The organism is Bradyrhizobium sp. BTAi1, from assembly GCF_000015165.1.
Taxonomy (GTDB): Bacteria; Pseudomonadota; Alphaproteobacteria; order Rhizobiales; family Xanthobacteraceae; genus Bradyrhizobium; species Bradyrhizobium denitrificans.
Genome location: NC_009485.1, coordinates 421,955 through 440,321, shown reverse-complemented (window position 1 = coordinate 440,321; position 18,367 = coordinate 421,955). Strand labels below are relative to the sequence as shown.

20 protein-coding genes, 1 tRNA gene and 1 pseudogene are annotated in these 18,367 nt (G+C 65.8%); 15 read left to right on the top strand and 7 right to left on the bottom strand.

Going from position 1 to position 18,367, the window contains the following annotated elements:
- Positions 1 to 49: 49 nt before the first annotated feature.
- The 3 genes and pseudogenes from BBTA_RS02115 to BBTA_RS02105 form a co-directional block, all read right to left on the bottom strand.
- A pseudogene (locus BBTA_RS02115) lies at positions 50 to 625 on the bottom strand (transposase); the annotation flags it as partial.
- A gap of 121 nt (positions 626 to 746) precedes the next feature.
- A complete protein-coding gene (locus tag BBTA_RS02110; RefSeq protein ID WP_012040775.1) occupies positions 747 to 965 on the bottom strand; it encodes a conjugal transfer protein TraD in 219 nt (72 codons plus the stop codon).
- A gap of 1 nt (position 966) precedes the next feature.
- Positions 967 to 1,293: a conjugal transfer protein TraD gene (locus tag BBTA_RS02105; protein ID WP_012040774.1), complete on the bottom strand. Its 327-nt coding sequence runs from the start codon at positions 1,291 to 1,293 to the stop codon at positions 967 to 969.
- Between the two features lie 171 nt (positions 1,294 to 1,464).
- Between BBTA_RS02105 and traA the strand changes: the two genes are divergently transcribed.
- From traA to BBTA_RS38465, 6 genes are all read left to right on the top strand, one after another.
- Complete coding sequence (gene traA, locus BBTA_RS02100) at positions 1,465 to 4,371, top strand: Ti-type conjugative transfer relaxase TraA (RefSeq protein WP_012040773.1); 2,907 nt, start codon at positions 1,465 to 1,467, stop codon at positions 4,369 to 4,371.
- Positions 4,372 to 4,500: 129 nt separating this feature from the next.
- Positions 4,501 to 4,719 carry an AlpA family transcriptional regulator gene (locus tag BBTA_RS02095; RefSeq protein WP_012040772.1) on the top strand — a complete coding sequence of 73 codons (219 nt, stop codon included), beginning with the start codon at positions 4,501 to 4,503 and terminating at the stop codon, positions 4,717 to 4,719.
- Positions 4,709 to 4,954, top strand: coding sequence for a hypothetical protein (locus BBTA_RS40605; RefSeq protein ID WP_038313322.1), 246 nt, complete (start codon positions 4,709 to 4,711; stop codon positions 4,952 to 4,954). Before BBTA_RS02095 ends, BBTA_RS40605 begins: the two co-directional genes overlap by 11 nt.
- 60 nt (positions 4,955 to 5,014) lie before the next feature.
- A complete protein-coding gene (locus BBTA_RS02085) occupies positions 5,015 to 5,311 on the top strand; it encodes a type II toxin-antitoxin system RelE/ParE family toxin (protein ID WP_038313318.1) in 297 nt (98 codons plus the stop codon).
- A 14-nt stretch (positions 5,312 to 5,325) separates the two neighbouring features.
- On the top strand, positions 5,326 to 5,634 hold the full coding sequence (locus BBTA_RS02080; protein WP_038313315.1) for a HigA family addiction module antitoxin: 309 nt from the start codon (positions 5,326 to 5,328) through the stop codon (positions 5,632 to 5,634).
- 61 nt (positions 5,635 to 5,695) lie between these two features.
- Positions 5,696 to 7,318 (top strand): recombinase family protein, encoded by a 1,623-nt coding sequence (locus tag BBTA_RS38465; RefSeq protein WP_012040768.1) that lies wholly within the window; start codon positions 5,696 to 5,698, stop codon positions 7,316 to 7,318.
- On the opposite strand, the gene BBTA_RS02060 is transcribed toward BBTA_RS38465, so the two are convergent.
- The 3 genes from BBTA_RS02060 to BBTA_RS02050 form a co-directional block, all read right to left on the bottom strand.
- Positions 7,286 to 7,375, bottom strand: a tRNA-Ser gene (locus BBTA_RS02060). The two genes, BBTA_RS38465 and BBTA_RS02060, sit on opposite strands and share 33 nt — an antisense overlap.
- A gap of 238 nt (positions 7,376 to 7,613) precedes the next feature.
- Positions 7,614 to 8,273: an outer membrane protein gene (locus BBTA_RS02055; protein ID WP_012040767.1), complete on the bottom strand. Its 660-nt coding sequence runs from the start codon at positions 8,271 to 8,273 to the stop codon at positions 7,614 to 7,616.
- Positions 8,274 to 8,759: 486 nt separating this feature from the next.
- On the bottom strand, positions 8,760 to 9,899 hold the full coding sequence (locus BBTA_RS02050; RefSeq protein ID WP_012040766.1) for an ROK family protein: 1,140 nt from the start codon (positions 9,897 to 9,899) through the stop codon (positions 8,760 to 8,762).
- Between the two features lie 362 nt (positions 9,900 to 10,261).
- On the opposite strand from BBTA_RS02050, the gene rplU reads away from it, so the two are divergent.
- The 3 genes from rplU to BBTA_RS02035 all read left to right on the top strand — a co-directional run bounded on the left by rplU (position 10,262) and on the right by BBTA_RS02035 (position 11,779).
- Positions 10,262 to 10,645: a 50S ribosomal protein L21 gene (gene rplU, locus BBTA_RS02045; protein WP_008961803.1), complete on the top strand. Its 384-nt coding sequence runs from the start codon at positions 10,262 to 10,264 to the stop codon at positions 10,643 to 10,645.
- A gap of 133 nt (positions 10,646 to 10,778) precedes the next feature.
- Positions 10,779 to 11,048, top strand: coding sequence for a 50S ribosomal protein L27 (gene rpmA, locus BBTA_RS02040; RefSeq protein ID WP_012040765.1), 270 nt, complete (start codon positions 10,779 to 10,781; stop codon positions 11,046 to 11,048).
- Between the two features lie 143 nt (positions 11,049 to 11,191).
- Positions 11,192 to 11,779: a GNAT family N-acetyltransferase gene (locus tag BBTA_RS02035; RefSeq protein ID WP_012040764.1), complete on the top strand. Its 588-nt coding sequence runs from the start codon at positions 11,192 to 11,194 to the stop codon at positions 11,777 to 11,779.
- A 38-nt stretch (positions 11,780 to 11,817) separates the two neighbouring features.
- Here BBTA_RS02035 and BBTA_RS02030 read toward each other — a convergent pair whose 3' ends face one another.
- On the bottom strand, positions 11,818 to 12,735 hold the full coding sequence (locus BBTA_RS02030; protein WP_012040763.1) for a DMT family transporter: 918 nt from the start codon (positions 12,733 to 12,735) through the stop codon (positions 11,818 to 11,820).
- Between the two features lie 201 nt (positions 12,736 to 12,936).
- On the opposite strand from BBTA_RS02030, the gene obgE reads away from it, so the two are divergent.
- From obgE to BBTA_RS02000, 6 genes are all read left to right on the top strand, one after another.
- Entirely contained in the window at positions 12,937 to 14,007 is a 1,071-nt protein-coding gene (obgE, locus tag BBTA_RS02025; RefSeq protein WP_012040762.1) for a GTPase ObgE, read from the top strand.
- Positions 14,008 to 14,164: 157 nt separating this feature from the next.
- Positions 14,165 to 15,301 (top strand): glutamate 5-kinase, encoded by a 1,137-nt coding sequence (gene proB, locus BBTA_RS02020; protein ID WP_012040761.1) that lies wholly within the window; start codon positions 14,165 to 14,167, stop codon positions 15,299 to 15,301.
- A 66-nt stretch (positions 15,302 to 15,367) separates the two neighbouring features.
- A complete protein-coding gene (locus BBTA_RS02015; protein WP_041750266.1) occupies positions 15,368 to 15,652 on the top strand; it encodes a type II toxin-antitoxin system prevent-host-death family antitoxin in 285 nt (94 codons plus the stop codon).
- Entirely contained in the window at positions 15,649 to 16,116 is a 468-nt protein-coding gene (locus tag BBTA_RS02010; protein ID WP_012040759.1) for a hypothetical protein, read from the top strand. The genes BBTA_RS02015 and BBTA_RS02010 overlap by 4 nt, the downstream gene beginning before the upstream one ends.
- Before the next feature lie 79 nt (positions 16,117 to 16,195).
- Entirely contained in the window at positions 16,196 to 17,485 is a 1,290-nt protein-coding gene (locus BBTA_RS02005; protein ID WP_012040758.1) for a glutamate-5-semialdehyde dehydrogenase, read from the top strand.
- Positions 17,486 to 17,548: 63 nt separating this feature from the next.
- Positions 17,549 to 18,172, top strand: a complete 624-nt coding sequence (locus BBTA_RS02000; RefSeq protein WP_049795458.1) for a nicotinate-nucleotide adenylyltransferase — start codon at positions 17,549 to 17,551, stop codon at positions 18,170 to 18,172.
- The last annotated feature ends 195 nt before the right edge of the window (positions 18,173 to 18,367 follow it).

Below are 18,367 nucleotides of genomic sequence, written 5' to 3'. Positions count from 1 at the left end.
CCAAGCTCACTTTCTCACAAAGCTTGGTTCAAAAAAGCCCGGTCAGGTCATAGACGTAGCGCTTTGCCGACAGATCGCGCTTCTGCCACGCGGTGTGTTCATCGAGCCAACCGTCCTTCAGGCGACCGATGGCGGAAGCCGACAACCCGGCAGCATCCTTGCCGAGCAGCGCAGCCAGCGCCTCCGAGAAGTCGCCGGTCGAGATACCCTTCAGCTAAAGGATCGGCAGCAGCGTCTCGATCGATTTCGAGCGGCGCATGTAGGGCGGCAGGATCGACGGAGAGAACCGGGTGCGGTCGGGGTCGGTGGCGGCCGCCTCGCGATCGCGTACACGTGGCTGGCGGACGGCAACCGGACCGATGCCGGTCATCACCTCGCGTTCCGGCAGGTGACCGTGGCGCACGACGCGCTGGTGGCCGTCCGCGGTCTTCAAATCGGCATGCTGGCCGAGAAAGTCCGCGACTTCGGCCTCGATCGCCTTGGCGAGAAGGGCACGTGCCCCGTTGCGCAACACTTCTGTGAGTTGATCGTCGAAGATTCCTGGCTGAATCAGCTGGATGACGTTATCGTTGGACACGGCATATCGCTCCTTCGGTGGAGAAGTGGAGGCGTCAAGCACCCCCACGATATGCCGCCTTTCCGATTCCCGCCGTCACCAACTTTCAGCGATAGCTCCTTGACGCTGATCCTTCTTTCCATAACCACAACGCCTATCGAGGGGGCGCGTCGTTTGGCGATACTGATGCTTAGTCATCCTCGAACGCCTGCTTGCCCTTCGCGTTCCAGAGAGTTCGCGCATGTTCGCCCTGATCGCTTTGGAGCTTGTCGGCCATCCAGAGCAGCGCGCCGTAGATCATGGCGCGGTCGTCGCCGGTCAGGTCCACGATGCCGGCCTTGACGACAAGGCCGCCGAGTTCGATGAGATGCCGCGTGCGTTTGCGGCGTTCGAGCTGCCAGGTTCGCATGTTATGTCGCGCCAGCGCCGCCCGATGTCGGTTGTGCGCCGCCCGGTTGCGCCGGAGGGTCGCCACCGTCGCGGTCAGGCGCTGATACAGATCGCCGCGCCCGGCCCTGAAAGAACGCGGCGCCGCGCTTGGCCCATGCCTCCCTCTTTCCGGTATCTTTCGTCTCCGTCAGCACGATCAGCGCGCCCGCCAGTTCGTCGGCGCTGAGGGCGTCGGCTCCGGTCGAGATGACCAGCTCGCCGAGCTGCTGCACCTTGCGGGCTTTCAGGTCTCGCGCCTTGTCCTCAAGCGCTTTGAGTTCCGCATCGAAGTCTCTCGGTTTTCGCATCATGTCCTCCATAGGCAATCGATGGAGCGATGATAGTTTCGTGTCGGCCGGAATGCTGTAAGGTTGCCGGGACGGCGTGGAACAGCGCGGATCATCCCGAGAAATTTGTTTCGAGGGCGCGCTTATACGTCGTTCCGACGTGCGCTTCAGAGCAGTATCTGGTCGGTCGCCATGGCGATCTACCATTTCTCCGTTCAGGTCATCGGACGCGCGGCGGGCCGCAGCGCGGTCGCAGCCGCCGCCTACCGTTCGGCCTCGCGGCTGCGGGACAACCGGCTAGGCCGCGATCAGGACTTTTCCGCCAAGCGCGGCGTGGTTCATTCCGAGGTCATGCTGCCGGAGAACGCGCCGGAGGAATGGCACGACCGCGAAAAGCTCTGGAACGATGTCGAAGCGTTCGAGAAGCGGAAGGACGCCCAGCTTTGCCGCGAGGTGGAGTTCGCTATCCCGCGCGAGATGCCGCAGGCGCAGGGCGTCGAACTCGCCCGCGACTTCGTGAAGGCCGAGTTCGTGGATCGGGGCATGATCGCCGACCTCAACGTGCATTGCGACATGGGCGCGGACGGCCAGCCCAAGCCCCACGCCCACGTCATGCTCACCATGCGGTCGGTGGACGAGAACGGTTTCGGCCCGAAGGCGCGGGACTGGAACCGCACGGAGTTTGTGGAGCATTGGCGCGAGCGTTGGGCCGATCATGTCAACGAGCGGCTGGCCGAACTCGACATCGACGCGCGGATCGACCATCGCAGCCTTGAGGCCCAGGGCATCGGCCTTGAACCGCAGACCAAGATCGGCGCGCCCGCGCAACGCATCGAGGCCGCCGGGCTTGAGGCCGACCGCGCCGAGGACCACAGGCGCATCGCCCGCGAGAATGGCGCGCGGATCGTCGCCGATCCGTCCACCGCGCTTGACGCGATCACGCGGCAGCAATCGACCTTCACTCGGCGTGACCTGGCGATGTTCGCGCACCGGCACAGCGACGGCGTGGAGCAGTTCAACGAAGTGATGGGCGCGATGCGTAACGCGCCCGATCTTGTCGAACTCGGCAAGGACGGTCGCGGCGAGGAGCGTTTCACGACCCGCGAGATGATCGAGGCAGAACAGCGCCTGCATCGGGCCGCCGCGATGATGGCTGAACGGGAACGTCATGAGGTCAGCGGCAGGAACCGCGAAGCCGCATTGGCCCGCGCGGCGGATCGCGGCCTTGTCCTGTCCGGCGAGCAGGCTGAGGCGCTGGCGCATGTCACGGACGGACGCGATCTTGGCATTGTGGTGGGGTATGCCGGAACGGGCAAGAGCGCGATGCTGGGTGTGGCGCGCGAGGCTTGGGAGGATGCCGGTTACACCGTGCGCGGCGCGGCCCTGTCCGGTATCGCCGCCGAGAATCTGGAGGGCGGATCAGGCATCGCATCGCGCACCATCGCCAGCATGGAGCATGGTTGGGCGCAGGGCCGCGACCTTCTCACATCCCGCGATGTGCTTGTCATCGACGAGGCGGGCATGGTCGGCACGCGGCAGTTTGAGCGCGTGCTGTCCCATGCCGCCGACGCGGGCGCGAAGGTCGTGCTGGTCGGCGATCCGCAGCAGTTGCAATCCATCGAGGCGGGCGCGGCGTTCCGTTCGATCCACGAACGCCACCGCGGCGCGGAGATGGGCGAGGTGCGCCGCCAGCGGCAGGACTGGCAGCGCGACGCCACCCGCGACCTGGCGACCGGCCGAACCGGCGACGCGATCCATGCCTATGACGCGCATGGCATGGTGCATGAGGCCGCATCACGCGAGCAGGCGCGCGGCGAATTGATCGACCGCTGGGACCGCGAGCGGCAGGCGAACCCGGACGCAAGCCGCATCATCCTCACTCACACCAATGCCGAGGTGCGCGCGCTAAACGAGGTGGCGCGTGGGCGGATGCGTGAAGCCGGAAACCTTGGCGACGACGTGTATGTCGCCGCCGAACGCGGTGCCCGGAACTTCGCACCTGGCGACCGCGTGATGTTCTTGGCTAACGAGCGCGGGCTTGGCGTGAAGAACGGCACGCTCGGGACCATCGAGCAAGTCAACGCCCAGAGCATGACCGTGCGCACCGATGACGGCCGCGATGTGGCGTTCGACCTGAAGGACTACAATCGCATCGACCACGGCTATGCCGCGACGATCCACAAAGCGCAGGGTATGACCGTGGATCGCGCCCATGTGCTGGCGACACCGGGCATGGACGCTCACGGCAGCTATGTCGCCCTCTCGCGCCACCGCGACGGTATGGACCTGCACTATGGCCGCGACGACTTCGCCAGTCAGGACAAGCTCATTAGCGTCTTATCACGCGACCGGGCCAAGGACATGGCGAGCGACTACGAACCCGCCCGCGACTATGCCGAACGGCGCGGCATCACCTTCCGCGAGCGCGTGGACCGGGTCGTCGAGATTGTCCGCCAAGTGCCCGAAAAGGTGCGCGGCATGTTCGACGGGTTGCGCCTGCCCGCCGAGAGCGAACAGGGGCCGGAAAGGAAGGTAGAGGAAGACCCCGAGGAAGCTTTGCGCCGCTCCCGTGGCCGGGCGCTCGTCCGCCATGCCCGCGCCGTCGATGCGATCTTCACGGCGCAGGACCAGGGCGGCAGGGCCAGCCCCGATCAGATCAGGGAATTGCAGGAGGCGCGCCAGCGGTTCGAGGAGGTGCGCCCCTACGGCTCGCATGACGCTGAGGCGGCCTACAAGAAAAACCCGGAGCTTGCGGCGGAGGCGGCGTTAGGCGACGCCCGGCGCGCGATCCGCGCCCTGCAACTGGAAACCGAGCTGCGCACCGAACCGGCCCGCCGCGCCGACCGTTTCGTGGAACGCTGGCGAAATCTGCACAGGGCCAGTGAGGAACGCTATGCGGCGGGCGACTATGCCGGCCATCGGGCCGCGCGGACGGAAATGGGGAACATGGCGCAGAGCCTCGAACGCGACCCGCAAATGGAGTCCCTTCTGGCGGGCCGCAAGCGGGAACTCGGCATCTCATTCGATTCGGGGATGAGCGTCGGCCGCGACCTCACCCTCACGTTCGGGCTCGGTCGGGGCCGGGGTCTCGGGTTGTAGAACCATCCTATTTTTCGCCGTCTCCACGCCACAGCCCTACGACGCCTAACTATCTATTGCACAACGACAAATCGTTGCGTTTGCCTGTCCCGGCAGTCCCACGAACAGCCAGCTGGAGGCAGCGCAGCCATGCTCGCATCAGACCGTATCGTCCGCCTCAAAACCGTTCTCGCCCGCACCGGCCTGTCCCGGTCCACCATCTACCGCAAGATCGCCGAGGGCACGTTCCCGCCCCAGATCAAGATCAGCGTCAACGGCGCGGGCTGGCGGGAATCCGACATCGACCGATGGGTCGCCAACCCCGTGGCGTGGCGACCGGGAAGCGGGCGCGGCCTCGATGGCGTCTGATCGCGGCGCGCGCTCCCGCGCCCGGCGCGTCAGGCCGCCTACGGCGTCGGAGCAGCTTGAAGCACTATTGGGCTACCCGTGGCCGTTCCCCGGTAGGCCGCCCAAGCATGACCTGTCCACCTGGACCGTCACTGACGACTGGCCCCATCCTGTTCCGGTCACAGAGGCCGAGATCGAGGTATTCGAGCAATGGTTCGGCGACATCTTCGACGAGTTGTTCGGCTCCAAGGGCTGACCGCCCCCATTGCAATGTGAGGTATAGTGTGGTACATATACTCATAACTGGAGAGGCTGGATGATCGTTGGCTTTCGGGATGAATGGTTGCGGGCTTTCTTCGTGGACGACGCCCACTCCCGCAACATCCCATCCGACCTGGAAGCCAGGTTGTTCCGCAAGCTCCAGATGATTGACGACGCCACGACCGATCAGGACTTGCTTGTGCCACCCAGCAATCATTTCGAGAAGCTGAAAGGCAATCTGGCGGGTCTCCGCTCGATCCGCGTCAACAAGCAATACCGGCTGGTCTTTCGCTGGGATGGTGAACGCGGCGAGGCCGGCGGAATCTATCTGGACGATCACAGCTACCGATGAGAACGAGGCAAACCATGCTGACCACCAAGCGCAAGCCGGCGAGCGTCGGCGAGATACTGACCGAAGAGTTCATGGAGCCGATGGGACTGACGCAGGGGGCGCTCGCCGAGGCGATGGGCGTCCAGCGCAAACACGTCAACGAACTGTGCGGCAACCGCAGAAACGTGACGGCCGCGACGGCGCTGATCCTGGCCCGTGTGTTCGGCAACAGCCCCGACTTCTGGCTCAACGTGCAGCGGCGTAACGATCTTTGGGAGGTGATGAATACACCCAAGGAGCGCGAACGGGTCGAGCGCGCGCGTCCCGTGAAGAAGGCTGCCTGAGCGGGACCATGCAGCCCGATGATTCGGGCCGGGACCATTATTCGAGAAGGAGACATCGCCCATGACCGTGCCGCTACGCGCCGCCCTCTACCTGCGCGTCTCGACGGCGCGGCAGGCGGAGCATGATGTTTCCATTCCAGACCAGAAGCGGCAGGGCGAAGCCTATTGCGAGGCGCGCGGCTATCAACTCGTTGAGACCTTTGTGGAGCCGGGCGCATCGGCGACCAACGACCGCCGCCCCGAGTTCCAGCGCATGATCGAGGCAGGCACGTCGAAGCCCGCGCCCTTCGACGTCGTGATCGTCCATTCGTTCAGCCGCTTCTTCCGCGACGCCTTCGATATGGAATTCTACGTCCGCAAGCTCGCCAAAAACGGCGTCAAGCTGCTGTCGATCACCCAGGAGATCGGCGATGATCCGGTGCATCAGATGATGCGGCAGATCATGGCGCTGTTCGATGAATACCAGTCGAAGGAAAACGCCAAGCATGTGATGCGCGCCTTGAAGGAAAACGCCCGCCAAGGCTTCTGGAATGGCTCGCTGCCGCCCATCGGCTACCGTGTTGTCGCGGCCGAGCAGCGCGGGGCCAAGACCAAGAAAAAGCTTGAGATCGACCCACTGCACGCCGACACGGTGCGGCTAATCTATCGCCTGGCGCTGGAAGGCGACGGCACGACCGGCCAGATGGGCGTCAAGAACATCGTCTCCTACCTCAACAGCCGCCGCATCTTCACGCGCGACGGAGGCCGCTGGGGCATCGGCCAAGTCCACCGCATCCTGACCCGCCGCACCTATATGGGCGAGCATGAGTTCAACAAGCGCAGCAAGACCAAGGAACTGAAACCCGTCAGCGAGATTGTCACGGTTCCGGTCCAGCCGATCATCGACCGTGAGACGTTCGACACCGTGCAGGCGCTCTTAAAGGCCCGCAATCCCAAGGTCACGCCATCCGCCGTCATCAGCGGCCCGACCATGCTCACCGGCTTGATCCATTGCGCCAAGTGCGGCGGGGCCATGACCATCCGCACCGGCAAGGGAGGGCGCTACCGCTATTACGCTTGCTCAATGAAGGCACGGCAGGGGCCGACCGCTTGCGAGGGCTTGGCCGTGCCGATGGACAAGCTCGACGAGCTTGTCGCCAGTCACCTCGAAGACCAGCTTCTCCAGCCCGAGCGGCTGGAAACCATCCTCGCCAGCGTTCTCGATCGGCGGCAGGAGCAATCCGAACGCCGCCGCGAGCACATCGCCGAACTGAACAAACGCGCCGCCGAATCCGAACTTCGCCTCAAGCGCCTCTACGACGCCATTGAGGCGGGCGTGGCCGGCATCGACGATCCGGCCCTGAAAGACCGCATCGACGGCCTCAAGGCCATCAGGGACCAAGCCAAGACCGATGCCGAGCGCGCCCAGGCCATGCTCGACACCTCCGGTGCCAAGGCCATTACCCCGCAAATGGTCCGCACCTTCGCCAAGACCGCCCGCCAGCGCATCCGCCTTGAAGGCGGTGGCTACCGCCGCGACCATCTCCGCGCGCTCGCCCAGCGCGTCGAGGTCGCGGACGGCGAAGTCAGGATCATGGGATCGAAGACCCGGCTGCTACAGGCGCTTACCGGAAAAACTGGCGTAAACTCAGTGCCCACTCAGGGACTGAACTGGCGGAGAGGGAGGGATTCGAACCCCCGATAGGCTTGCACCTATGCCGCATTTCGAGTGCGGTGCATTCAACCACTCTGCCACCTCTCCAGGCGCAAATCAGGGCGAACCCCGGTGGTCGGGCGCCGTTCTAGGGCACGGCGGCGGGGGTGACAAGGCAGCCGGCCGAATTTTTCCCTCGCTGTCCCAAAGCCGGGGCGCCGGTTGCGGTCCGCTCGTGGGGAAGCGGACCGCACGCGGCGGCTGGGCGGCTGCACCGCCCGATCGCCGCGCTCCGAAGGCCCGGACTGACGCTTGGGCCCTCGAACCTCGCGACAAGCGGCGCCGCTCAGCGGAACAGGTCGAAATGGTAGTTGAGGCCGACCCGCACGCTGTGGATCTTCGCCGCACGCCAGTCCGGCAGAGCGTCGTGCTTCAGGTCGGTGTAGAGATATTCAAGCTTGGCCGACCATTTCGGCAGGAAGGCCCATTCCGCGCCGCCGCCCGCCGTCCAACCCATCTTCACCTTGTGGACCGGGCCGTCCTTCAACTCGCCGGCCGCGAGACCGGCCGTCCCGTACAGGAACAGGCGCTGGTCGAGCATCGTGAAGCCGGCGCGGGCGCGCCCCGTGGTCAGCCAGGGCACGCTGACCGCGGGATTGACCAGATCGCCTTGGCGCGAGAGGCCGGTGAAATCGAGATCGTTCTCGATGCCGACCACGAACAACGGCGAGACCTGGTAATTATAGCCCGCTTGCATGCCGCCGATGACGCCGGAGAGCTTCCCGCCATTGCCGCCGGCGAGGTTCGTCACTGAATCATTGCCGGTGAACGCCCCACCGACATTGGCGCCGGCGTAGAAGCCGGTCCACGAAAACGGTGCCGGGGCGGAGGCATAGGCCGGCGCCTTGTAGGTTGTGGCCGGCATATCCGCCGCTCGTGCCCCCGTCATGGCCAGCGCGGTCGCCGCGACGGCGGCCGCCCAATGGCTCGCGCCTGTGATCCTCATGTCCTCAACACTCCGTTTGGCGCCGGCTCGGGCCGGCCAATCCCACCCCAATTGGGATGATCTCTTATAAAACCGACTAGACGGTTTGTAAATAGAGCAAGTCGGTCACGTGGCAATCTTTGGGCGCGATTGCGCGGGCGGCGGGACGACGAAGGGAGGAGCGAAGAAAGCAAGGTGGGACCGCCGTACGCTGACACATGCCGGCGGTCCCGTGTCGCTACATCTTGGGGAAACCGACGGAAGAGACGGGGGTCAATCCGGCCGGCCTGAGCGACACAAAAGACCCTGGGCCATCCGGGCCCGCATCGCAACGCAAACCGGTCCTTAACCTAACCCATCAAGGTTACCGTGCCTCGCAGCCATCTGTTTGGCAGCACAGCGATTTTTGCCGTCTTGCCGAGCGGGCTCCACCGCGAGCCCCGGCCCGGGCGTCGATGGCGCGGCTTCGATCCTGCTCGCTCCACCCAATGGCGCTCGGCCGCCAATTCAGTCCTTCTTTTTCTTCGCGGCCTTTTTCTCGTCGGCCTTGTCGTCCTTGGCCTTGTCGTCCTTGTCCTTGCGGCCGTTCTCCTTGCGGCGGTTGGTGAAGCGGGCATTGCCGAGCCCGGTGCCGATGGTCAGCACCCCCCAACGCTCGAAATCCTGCATGAACGGCACCTCAGAAAGGCCCTGCACGACGCCGTCATTGTGCATCAGCACCGCCGTGTCGTGATCGCCGATCATCGGGATCGCCTCGACCAGGCTGGCCGGCAGATTGAACTTGCTGCTCTCCCAATTGCCCGGCAGGTTCTGCGCGCCCTTCTCGATCGAGCCGTCTTCATTGATGACGCCGGGACAGGCGATGCCGATGAACGGCGCCAGCTTGAGGCCTTCGGTGTCCGCCTCGTCGATCAGCCCTTTGAGCATCTTGGCCAGCCGTTTCACCGCACCTTCGCGCGTCGGCTCGTCATCGGCATGGCGCCACAGCTCGGACTTCCAGACCGAAGCCTTGGAGAGGTCCGGCGTCTTCTTCCAGCACGTCTCGACCACGCCGCAGCGGATATTGGTGCCGCCGATGTCGACCGCGAGGATGCTGTCATGGGCCTCGAAGATCCAGGACGGCGCCAGATGCAGCGCGCCGATCAGGCCGGCATCGTCGGGATGGTAGCGGATCGGCTCCAGCTCGACGCCGAAGCCCTCGTCCTTCAGGATGATCTCGGTGCGCGCGATGGCGAGCTCGCCGAGCCGGGAATCGCGAAAGCCGCCGCCGACCACGATGCATTCGGTTTTGGCCCAGGCCTTGGTGCGCAGGAAGCGGCGGGTGACATGGGCGAGCTCCTGGGCGAACTCCTCGATCGCCGAATGCACCACCGCCGAGGCCTCGGTGTCGTCACCGACCAGGATCGCGTCCAGCGCCTTCTTGCTGATGGTGTCGCTGTCCTCGTCGCCGAACGGATCCTTGCCGGATTTGCGTAAGGGCTTGCGCCAGCGCTCCAGGATCTTGCGAAAGGCGCCCTTGGAGGCGCGGTCGCCGAGGAAGCCGTCCTCGTCCTTGATCTCGATGTTGAAGCTGTCGATCTCGACCGACGGCAGCCGCGCGGCGCCGTGCCGGGCAATTCCCGTGGTGGTCATCACGTCGTCGGCCATGGATCCCTGCCTGTTGTGCGTTGGCCCGGACAACGGCGGAGGCGACGGTTTAGTTGCGGGCGAATGGCAAATCGGGAGGAGCGAATAGGGGCGGCTGCGGCCCTTCCCCGACTCCCTATGCGCCACTCGCCATGCGCCCTCTTCGCTTGACTCGCTGGCTCCGGCGGCTATAAGCGCCAGATCGACCGGCGCGAGCTTCTCGCGCCGATTGTCGTTGCGCGTATCGGACAGGCCTCGATGCCTGGGACACGCCGACGCTGGCCCCGATCGGGCCAGACCCCATGAACCATAACGACTGAACAAGAAGCCGACCCGGGGCGACAGCGCTCTGAGGCCGGGATCGAACACGAAGGATGAGAACGATGTTCGCAGTCATCAAGACCGGCGGCAAGCAATACCGCGTCGCCCCGGATGATGTGCTCGAGATTGGCAAGATCGACGGTGAACCCGGCACGATCGTGCAGCTGAACGAAGTGCTGGTGGTCGGCGGCGACACTCCGGTGCTGGGCGTGCCCGCGGTCGCCGGCGCGTCGGTGGCGGTCGAGGTGCTCGACCACAAGCGCGGCCCCAAGGTCATCGCGTTCAAGAAGCGCCGCCGCAAGAATTCGCGCCGCAAGCGCGGCTACCGGGACGAGCTGACCTTGATCCGCGTCTCGGAAATCCTGACGGACAACGCCAAGCCGACCAAGGGCCCGCGCCCGAAGAAGGCCAAGGCGGAAGCCCCGGCGGCTGACGCCGCCGAGTAACATGCCGGCGCGCGTGGCGCGCGGCATCGGCTGACACCTCATCACGCGCGGATTTTTTTCCGCGCGCTTCGCAAATGTGAATGATCCCTTAGCGGAATCGCGCTAATGGTGATCGCGAGATCGGAGACGAGCGATGGCTCATAAAAAGGCAGGCGGTTCATCCCGCAACGGACGCGACTCCAAAGGCAAGCGCCTCGGCATCAAGGCGTTCGGCGGCGAGCGCGTAATTCCCGGCAACATCATTGCGCGTCAGCGCGGCACGACCTGGCACCCCGGTCTCAACGTCGGCATGGGCACGGATCACACCCTGTTCGCCAAGATCGAGGGCGTCGTCGAATTCCATGCCCGCGCCAACCGCACGTTCATTTCGGTGCGTCCGGTAGCCGCCCAGGCTGCCGAATAGAATAACGGTGGAACACGTCGCGTCCGCCGGGTCCTGATGAACCGGCGGAGCGCCAGATGGCTCCAGGGGAGGCGGGACAACCGGCCTCCCCTTTTCATTTCTGCTGATCTTCAGCTGATTCCGAAGCGTCGATGGAGCCCGACATGCTGCAGGACATCACGACTCCGACTTTGCGCGAGGCGAGACCTTGCGTCCTCGAGACGCCCAGGCTGACCCTGCGTCCGCCCGTGCTCGCGGACGTGAAAGCCATCGCCCAGCTCGCCGATGATCGTCGCATCGCCGAGAACACCCGCCGCCTGCCGCATCCCTATTCCGAGGTCGATGCCGCCCGCTTCGTGCGCGGGCTGGAGCAGACGGGCGAGACCGCCTTCCTGATCGAACATCTCGACGCGCCGATTGGCCTCGTCGGCATCAACCGGCCGGCGCCCGGGCGCGCCGAGCTCGGCTACTGGCTCGGCGTCGCGCATTGGGGCCGCGGCTTCGGCACCGAAGCGGCGCGTGCCGCGATCGACTATTTCTTCGACGGCAGCGATGAGACCGTGCTGATCGGGCACGCCCGCGTCAGCAATCCGGCCTCGCGCAACATCCTGGAGAAGTGCGGCTTCCAATGGACCGGCGTCGAGCTGCACCGCTTCGAGGTCATCGGCTCGTCGGCGCCCGTCGACGCCTTCCGCCTGACCCGCGGCGTCTGGGCCTCGCTGAAGGCCTGGGCCAATGCCGGGCGAAGATAGGCCGACCTCACCCTCCCCTGAAGGGGGGAGGGTGACGCTCAAGCCGGCGGGTTCACCGCACCCGTGCCCTGCCCCAGGCTGCGTTCGCGCAGGTAGATGTACAACCCGGCGCCGATGATGATGGACGCACCGATGATGGTCGCGGGATGCGGGACATCGCCGAACACGACGAAGCCGAACAGCACAGCCCAGACGATCATCGTATATTGATAGGGCACGACCACCGAGGCCGGCGCCAGCTTGAGCGAGCGGTTGACGCAGAACAGTGCCGTCACCGAGATGATGCCGGCGGCGGCGAACAGGAGCAGGCTGCCGGGTGTCGGCGTCACCCAGCCGAACGAGGACATCGCCGCACCGAGCAGGAAGGTGCCGACGAATTGCGAGGACGCCATCACGATGTCGGGCGTCGATCGCAGCGAGCGGGTGATCAGCATCAGCACCGCGAAGGACAGGCTGCCGCCGAGCGCGATCAGCGCCGGCAGGCTGAATGTCTGCGCCGAGGGCCTGAGCGCGATCAAGACGCCGCAGAAGCCGATCAGGATCGCTGTCCAGCGCCGCCAGCCGACATGCTCGCGCAAGACCAGCGCCGACAGCGCAGTGACGAAGATCGGCCCGGCGAGATAATAGGTGATCACATCGGCGAGCGGCAGATAGACGGTGGCGAGAAAGAACGCGGCGACCTCGAGCGTCGAGAGGATCACCCGCACCAGCTGCAGCCACGGCCGCTCGAGCTGCAGGAACGCGGCGCGGTTGCGCCAGATGAACGGCGCGAGCAGCAGCAGCGCCGCGCAGGCGCGCAGCCACAGCAATTGGCCGACGGCATAGGTCGACACCAGGAACTTGCCCAGCGCATCGCCGAACGAGAACATCGCGATCGACAGCAGCATCAAGCCGATGCCGGCCAGCCGCGCCGAGCGCTCATCGTTTGCGGTAGAGATTCGGGACAGCACGCTCATGATGGCGCTGCCTTATCAGGCCGGCCTGGACGGCTCCAGCCCTTCCGCCGGACGCGTGACGCAGCCCTGCCGCAACCCCTGCGCAACGCTTGTTCAAGCCTTGCGCAACGCTGATTGACCGCTCGAAATTAAGGCTGAGAGCCGAATTAGGCCCATTCCGCGGTTGCCGTAGGGGCCCGCCTCGCCTACGTAGAGCACATCATGAAATTTCTCGATGAAGCCAAGGTCTATGTGCGCTCCGGCGACGGCGGCAACGGTTGCGTTGCGTTCCGGCGCGAGAAGTTCATCGAGTTCGGCGGGCCGAACGGCGGCAATGGCGGCCGTGGCGGCGATGTCGTGATCGAAGCCGTCGATGGCCTCAACACCCTGATCGACTACCGCTACCAGCAGCATTTCAAGGCCCAGAGAGGCGGAAACGGGTCGGGCAAGGACTGCCACGGCGCCGGCGGCAAGTCGGTGGTGCTCAAGGTTCCCGTCGGCACCCAGATCTTCGACGAGGACCGCGAGACCCTGATCCACGACTTTACCACCGTCGGCGAGCGCTTCGTTCTGGCCCAGGGCGGCAATGGCGGCTTCGGCAACGCCCATTTCAAGTCACCAACCAACCGGGCGCCGCGCCATGCCAATCCGGGGCAGCCCGGAGAGGAGCGCTGGATCTGGCTGCGGATGAAGCTGATCGCCGACGCCGGCCTGGTCGGCCTGCCCAACGCCGGCAAGTCGACCTTCCTGTCCAAGGTCTCCGCTGCCAAGCCGAAGATCGCCGATTATCCGTTCACCACGCTGCATCCGCAGCTGGGCGTCGTGAACGCCGATGGCCGCGAGTTCGTGCTGGCGGACATTCCGGGCCTGATCGAGGGCGCCCATGAGGGCGCCGGCCTCGGCGACCGCTTCCTCGGCCATGTCGAGCGTTGCCGCGTACTGCTGCACCTCGTCGACGCCACCTGCGAGCATGCCGGCAAGGCCTACAAGACGGTGCGGCACGAACTTGAGGCCTATGGCGGCGACCTGACCGACAAGGTCGAGATCGTCGCGCTGAACAAGATCGACGCGGTCGATCCGGACGAGCTGAAGAAGCAGAAGGACCGGCTGAAGCGCGCCGCCAAGAAGACGCCGCTGCTGATCTCCGGCGCGACCGGCGAGGGCGTCAAGGAGGCTTTGCGCAAGCTCGCCGACGTGATCAGCGAGCAGCCAGTGTCCATCAAGGCCAAGAGCACCAGCGACAGCGCGGCGACCGAGGAGCCATGGGCTGCGCCTCTGCCACCGCAGGGCTGAGCTGACGCCAGCCTTGCCTCGCACGCCTCCGCTTGCGACACTCACCGCCATCCATCAACACACAGCCCCGTCAGTGCCGACCGCGCATCCGTTGCGCGCCTGTCATCACGAAGCGAGGGCCTGCACTGCTCCGGTTCAAAGCCGCCCTTTCAAAACCATGGCCAGCCCCCGTCTCGAAAATTTCCGCCGTATCGTCGTCAAGGTCGGCTCGTCGCTGCTGGTCGATTCCGAGGCCGGCGAGGTCCGCGCCTCCTGGCTTGCGGCGCTCGCCGCCGACATCGCGCGACTGCATGGTCGAGGCTGCGAGCTCCTGGTGGTGTCGTCAGGCTCGATCGCACTCGGCCGCAGCCGGCTGAAGCTGCCGCGCGGGCCGCTCAAGCTGGAGGAGAGCCAGGCAGCCGCCGCCGTCGGCCAGATCGCGTTGGCGCGGATCTGGTCGGAGGTGCTGGGTGACCACGGCATCGGCGCCGGACAGATCCTGGTCACCTTGCAGGACACCGAGGAGCGCCGCCGCTATCTCAATGCGCGCTCGACGATCGCCAAGCTGCTGGACTGGCGCGCGGTGCCGGTCATCAACGAGAACGACACCGTCGCGACGGCAGAAATCCGCTACGGCGACAATGACCGCCTCGCCGCACGCGTCGCGACCATGGCCAGTGCCGACCTGCTGGTGCTGCTGTCCGACATCGACGGACTCTACACCGCGCCGCCGGCGCAGGATCCGAACGCGCGGCTGATTCCGGTGGTCGAGAGCATCACCGCCGACATCGAGGCGATGGCCGGCAGCGCCGCGTCCGAGTTCTCGCGCGGCGGCATGCGCACCAAGATCGAGGCCGCCAAGATCGCCACGACCGGCGGTACCCACATGCTGATCGCCTCCGGCAAGATCGAGCACCCGCTGGCGGCGATCGCCAATGGCGGCCGCTGCACCTGGTTCCTGACCCCCGCCAACCCCGTCACCGCGCGCAAACGCTGGATCGCGGGCTCGCTGGAGCCGAAGGGCACGCTGACCATCGACGCCGGCGCCGTGACCGCGCTGCGCGCCGGCAAGAGCCTGCTGCCCGCCGGCGTCATCCGGGTGGACGGCCAGTTCGCCCGCGGCGATGCGGTGGTGGTGCGCGGGCCAGATACCCACGAGATCGGCCGCGGCCTGGTCGCATATGACGCCGACGACGCCGAGCGCATCAAGGGCCGGTCCTCGCCAGATGTCGCCGTCATCCTCGGCATCTCCGGCCGCGCCGAGATGATCCATCGCGACGACCTGGTGATCGGCCCGGCGGGCGCAATGGGATAGCGGAGTCGACACAGCAGCTTGCACCGAACATAAAATTCCGTAAAATACGGAAAACGAGGTGCTTTGATGGCGCGAGCAGCAGCAACCGATTTGGCCAAGAATTTTGGCGAGTGGCACGACAAGGCCATGCGTGAGCCTGTCGTGATCACCAAGCATGGCCGCGAAAGTGCCGTGCTCCTCTCTGCCGAGACATTCCAGAAGCTCGTCGACGGCTACCGCGAAGTGATCCTGGCGACTGACTTGACTGACGCCCTCGCGGGTGCCGTCGTGAACAGCGAGATCCCCGAACAATACCGCTGGGAAGCGGACGACGACGTCACTGATGAGCGCCGGGGCGTCGGCGGTGAATGAGTGAAATCGTCACTCGCGCTACACTTCCCAAGCGTCCATTGCCCGGTCTCGTGATCTGCTATTCCTATCTCTGGCACCGAGAGGCCGAGAAGCGCCAGATCGAAGGTTTGAAGAACCGTCCCTGTGCCGTCGTGCTGACCTATGAGCGAATCCGAGCCTTCCCCGATCGCATCGTCGCCGATGTTGTCCCAATCACCCATGCCGCTTCGCGAGACGCCATTGAAATCCCCATTGCCGTCAAGCGCCGGATGGGTCTCGACCAGGATCATTCCTGGATCGTGACCAGCGAATTGAACCGGTTCTTCTGGCCGGGGCACGACATCCGGCGCGCGCGAGAAGATTGGCAACCGGGCGGGCCGATGTGGCATTGGGGGTTCCTGCCGGTCAGCCTCTTCAGCAGTGTCAAAGACGCTGTTCTCCGCCATCGCGCGGCGGCGACGCTGTCAGTGACGCCCCGCTCTTGATCGCCCGCTAAGCACGCTGGCATCGCATCAGTCCAATTTCCATGCTAGAACATCACCTTAATTCAAGGTTGAAGCACCCATGACCGCGCCCCTCAAAGCCATCGACGGCAGCGCCGATCTGCCTGCGCTGATGAACGACCTCGCCAGCCGCGCCCGCGCCGCGGCGCGCGTGCTGGCGCTGGCCCCGGCCGCGCAGAAGAACCGGGCGCTGGAGGCGATGGAGCGGCTGATCCGGGCCCGCGTCGACACGATCATCGCCGCCAATGCCGAGGACGTGGTCGAGGCCAAGGCCGCCGGCATCACTTCCTCCTTCCTCGATCGCCTGACCTTGACCCCGGCCCGCGTCGCCGCGATGGCCGACGGCATCGCCGCTGTGCGCGAGGTCGCCGATCCCATCGGCATCGTCACCGAGAGCTGGCAGCGGCCGAACGGCATGACCATCGAGCGCGTGCGGGTGCCGCTCGGCGTGATCGGCGTGATCTTCGAGAGCCGCCCCAATGTGGCGGCCGATGCCGGCGTGCTGTGCCTGAAGTCCGGCAATGCGGTGATCCTGCGCGGCGGCTCGGACTCGTTCCGCTCCTGCCGCGCCATTCACGAATGCCTGGTCGAAGGCCTGCGCGAGGCGGGCCTGCCGGACGCGGCGATCACGCTGGTGCCGACGCGCGACCGTGCCGCCGTGGGCCTGCTGCTGTCCGGCCTGAACGGCGGCGTCGACGTCATCGTGCCGCGCGGCGGCAAGAACCTTGTCGCTCGCGTCGAGGCCGAGGCGCGGGTGCCGGTGTTCGCGCATCTCGAAGGCGTCAACCACGTCTATGTCGACGGCGCCGCCGACCTCGAGATGGCGAAGTCGATCGTGCTGAACGCCAAGATGCGCCGCACCGGCGTGTGCGGCGCGGCCGAGACGCTGCTGATCGATCGCGCGTCACAGGACAAGATCAAGCCGTTGGTCGACACGCTGATCAACGCCGGCTGCGAGGTGCGGGGTGATGACGCCGTGCGTGCGGCGGATGCGCGGGTGAAGCCCGCCAGCAACGAGGACTGGGACACCGAATATCTCGACGCGGTCATCGCCGCGAAGGTCGTCGACGGTGTGGAAGGCGCGATCGCGCACATCCAGGCGCATGGCTCGCACCACACCGACGCAATCGTCACCGCGGACGTTGCCGCCGCCGACAAGTTCCTCAACGAGGTCGATTCGGCGATCGTGCTGCACAATGCCTCGACGCAATTCGCCGATGGCGGCGAGTTCGGCTTCGGCGCGGAAATCGGGATCGCCACGGGCAAGTTTCACGCCCGCGGACCGGTGGGCGTGGAGCAGCTGACGAGTTTCAAATACCGCATTCACGGCACCGGGCAGACCCGGCCATGACCGCCGCATCCTGTGGTTGAGCTTCCTGAGCAGGCCGAGGCTGGGCCGACCGCCGCCGCAGCCATGCGCCTTGCGATCCGTCAGGCGCTGCCGCCTCACAGCGACGGCATGCGCATCGGCCTGCTCGGCGGCTCGTTCAACCCGCCGCACCAGGCGCATCGCGCGATCAGCCTGTTCGCGCTGAAGCGGCTGCAGCTCGACCGCGTGTGGTGGCTGGTCACGCCCGGCAATCCGCTCAAGGACAATGGCGGACTGCACGCGCTCGCCGAGCGCGCCGCGGCGGCGCGCAAGGTGGCTGCGGATCCGCGCATCGAAATCAGCTGTCTCGAATCCGTCATCGGCACCCGCTACACTGCCGACACGATTGATTACCTGCGCCGGCGCGCCTCGCGTCTTCGCTTCGTGTGGATCATGGGCGCCGACAATCTCGCGCAGTTCCATCGCTGGCAAAAATGGCAGCACATCGCGGCCCAGGTTCCGATGGCCGTGGTCGATCGCCCGCCCCGCAGCTTCCGCGCTCTGAACGCACCCGCCGCCCGTGCATTGGCGCGCTATCGCCTGCCCGAGGCCGATGCCGGCCGCCTGGCTGACCGCGCCGCGCCGGCCTGGGTTTACCTCACCGGGCTGAAGCTGAGCCTCTCGTCGACCGGGTTGAGGAACCCGGACGGCAGCTGGAAGTCTATCTGACCTGTGCCGCCACCCGCGCGGCATCGGATGTGCATAGTATGTCGCAGTCCGCCGCTGCCCGAGGCGGGCTGATGGTTAAAAAGTCGGGCCGGAGTGCCGGAATCCGGGGGACTGGATTATTGAAACAGTTAACCCCACATGGCTAGTATGGTCAGCAGGCCGGATGGATTCGGCCTGCGATACAGTGAAAGGAAT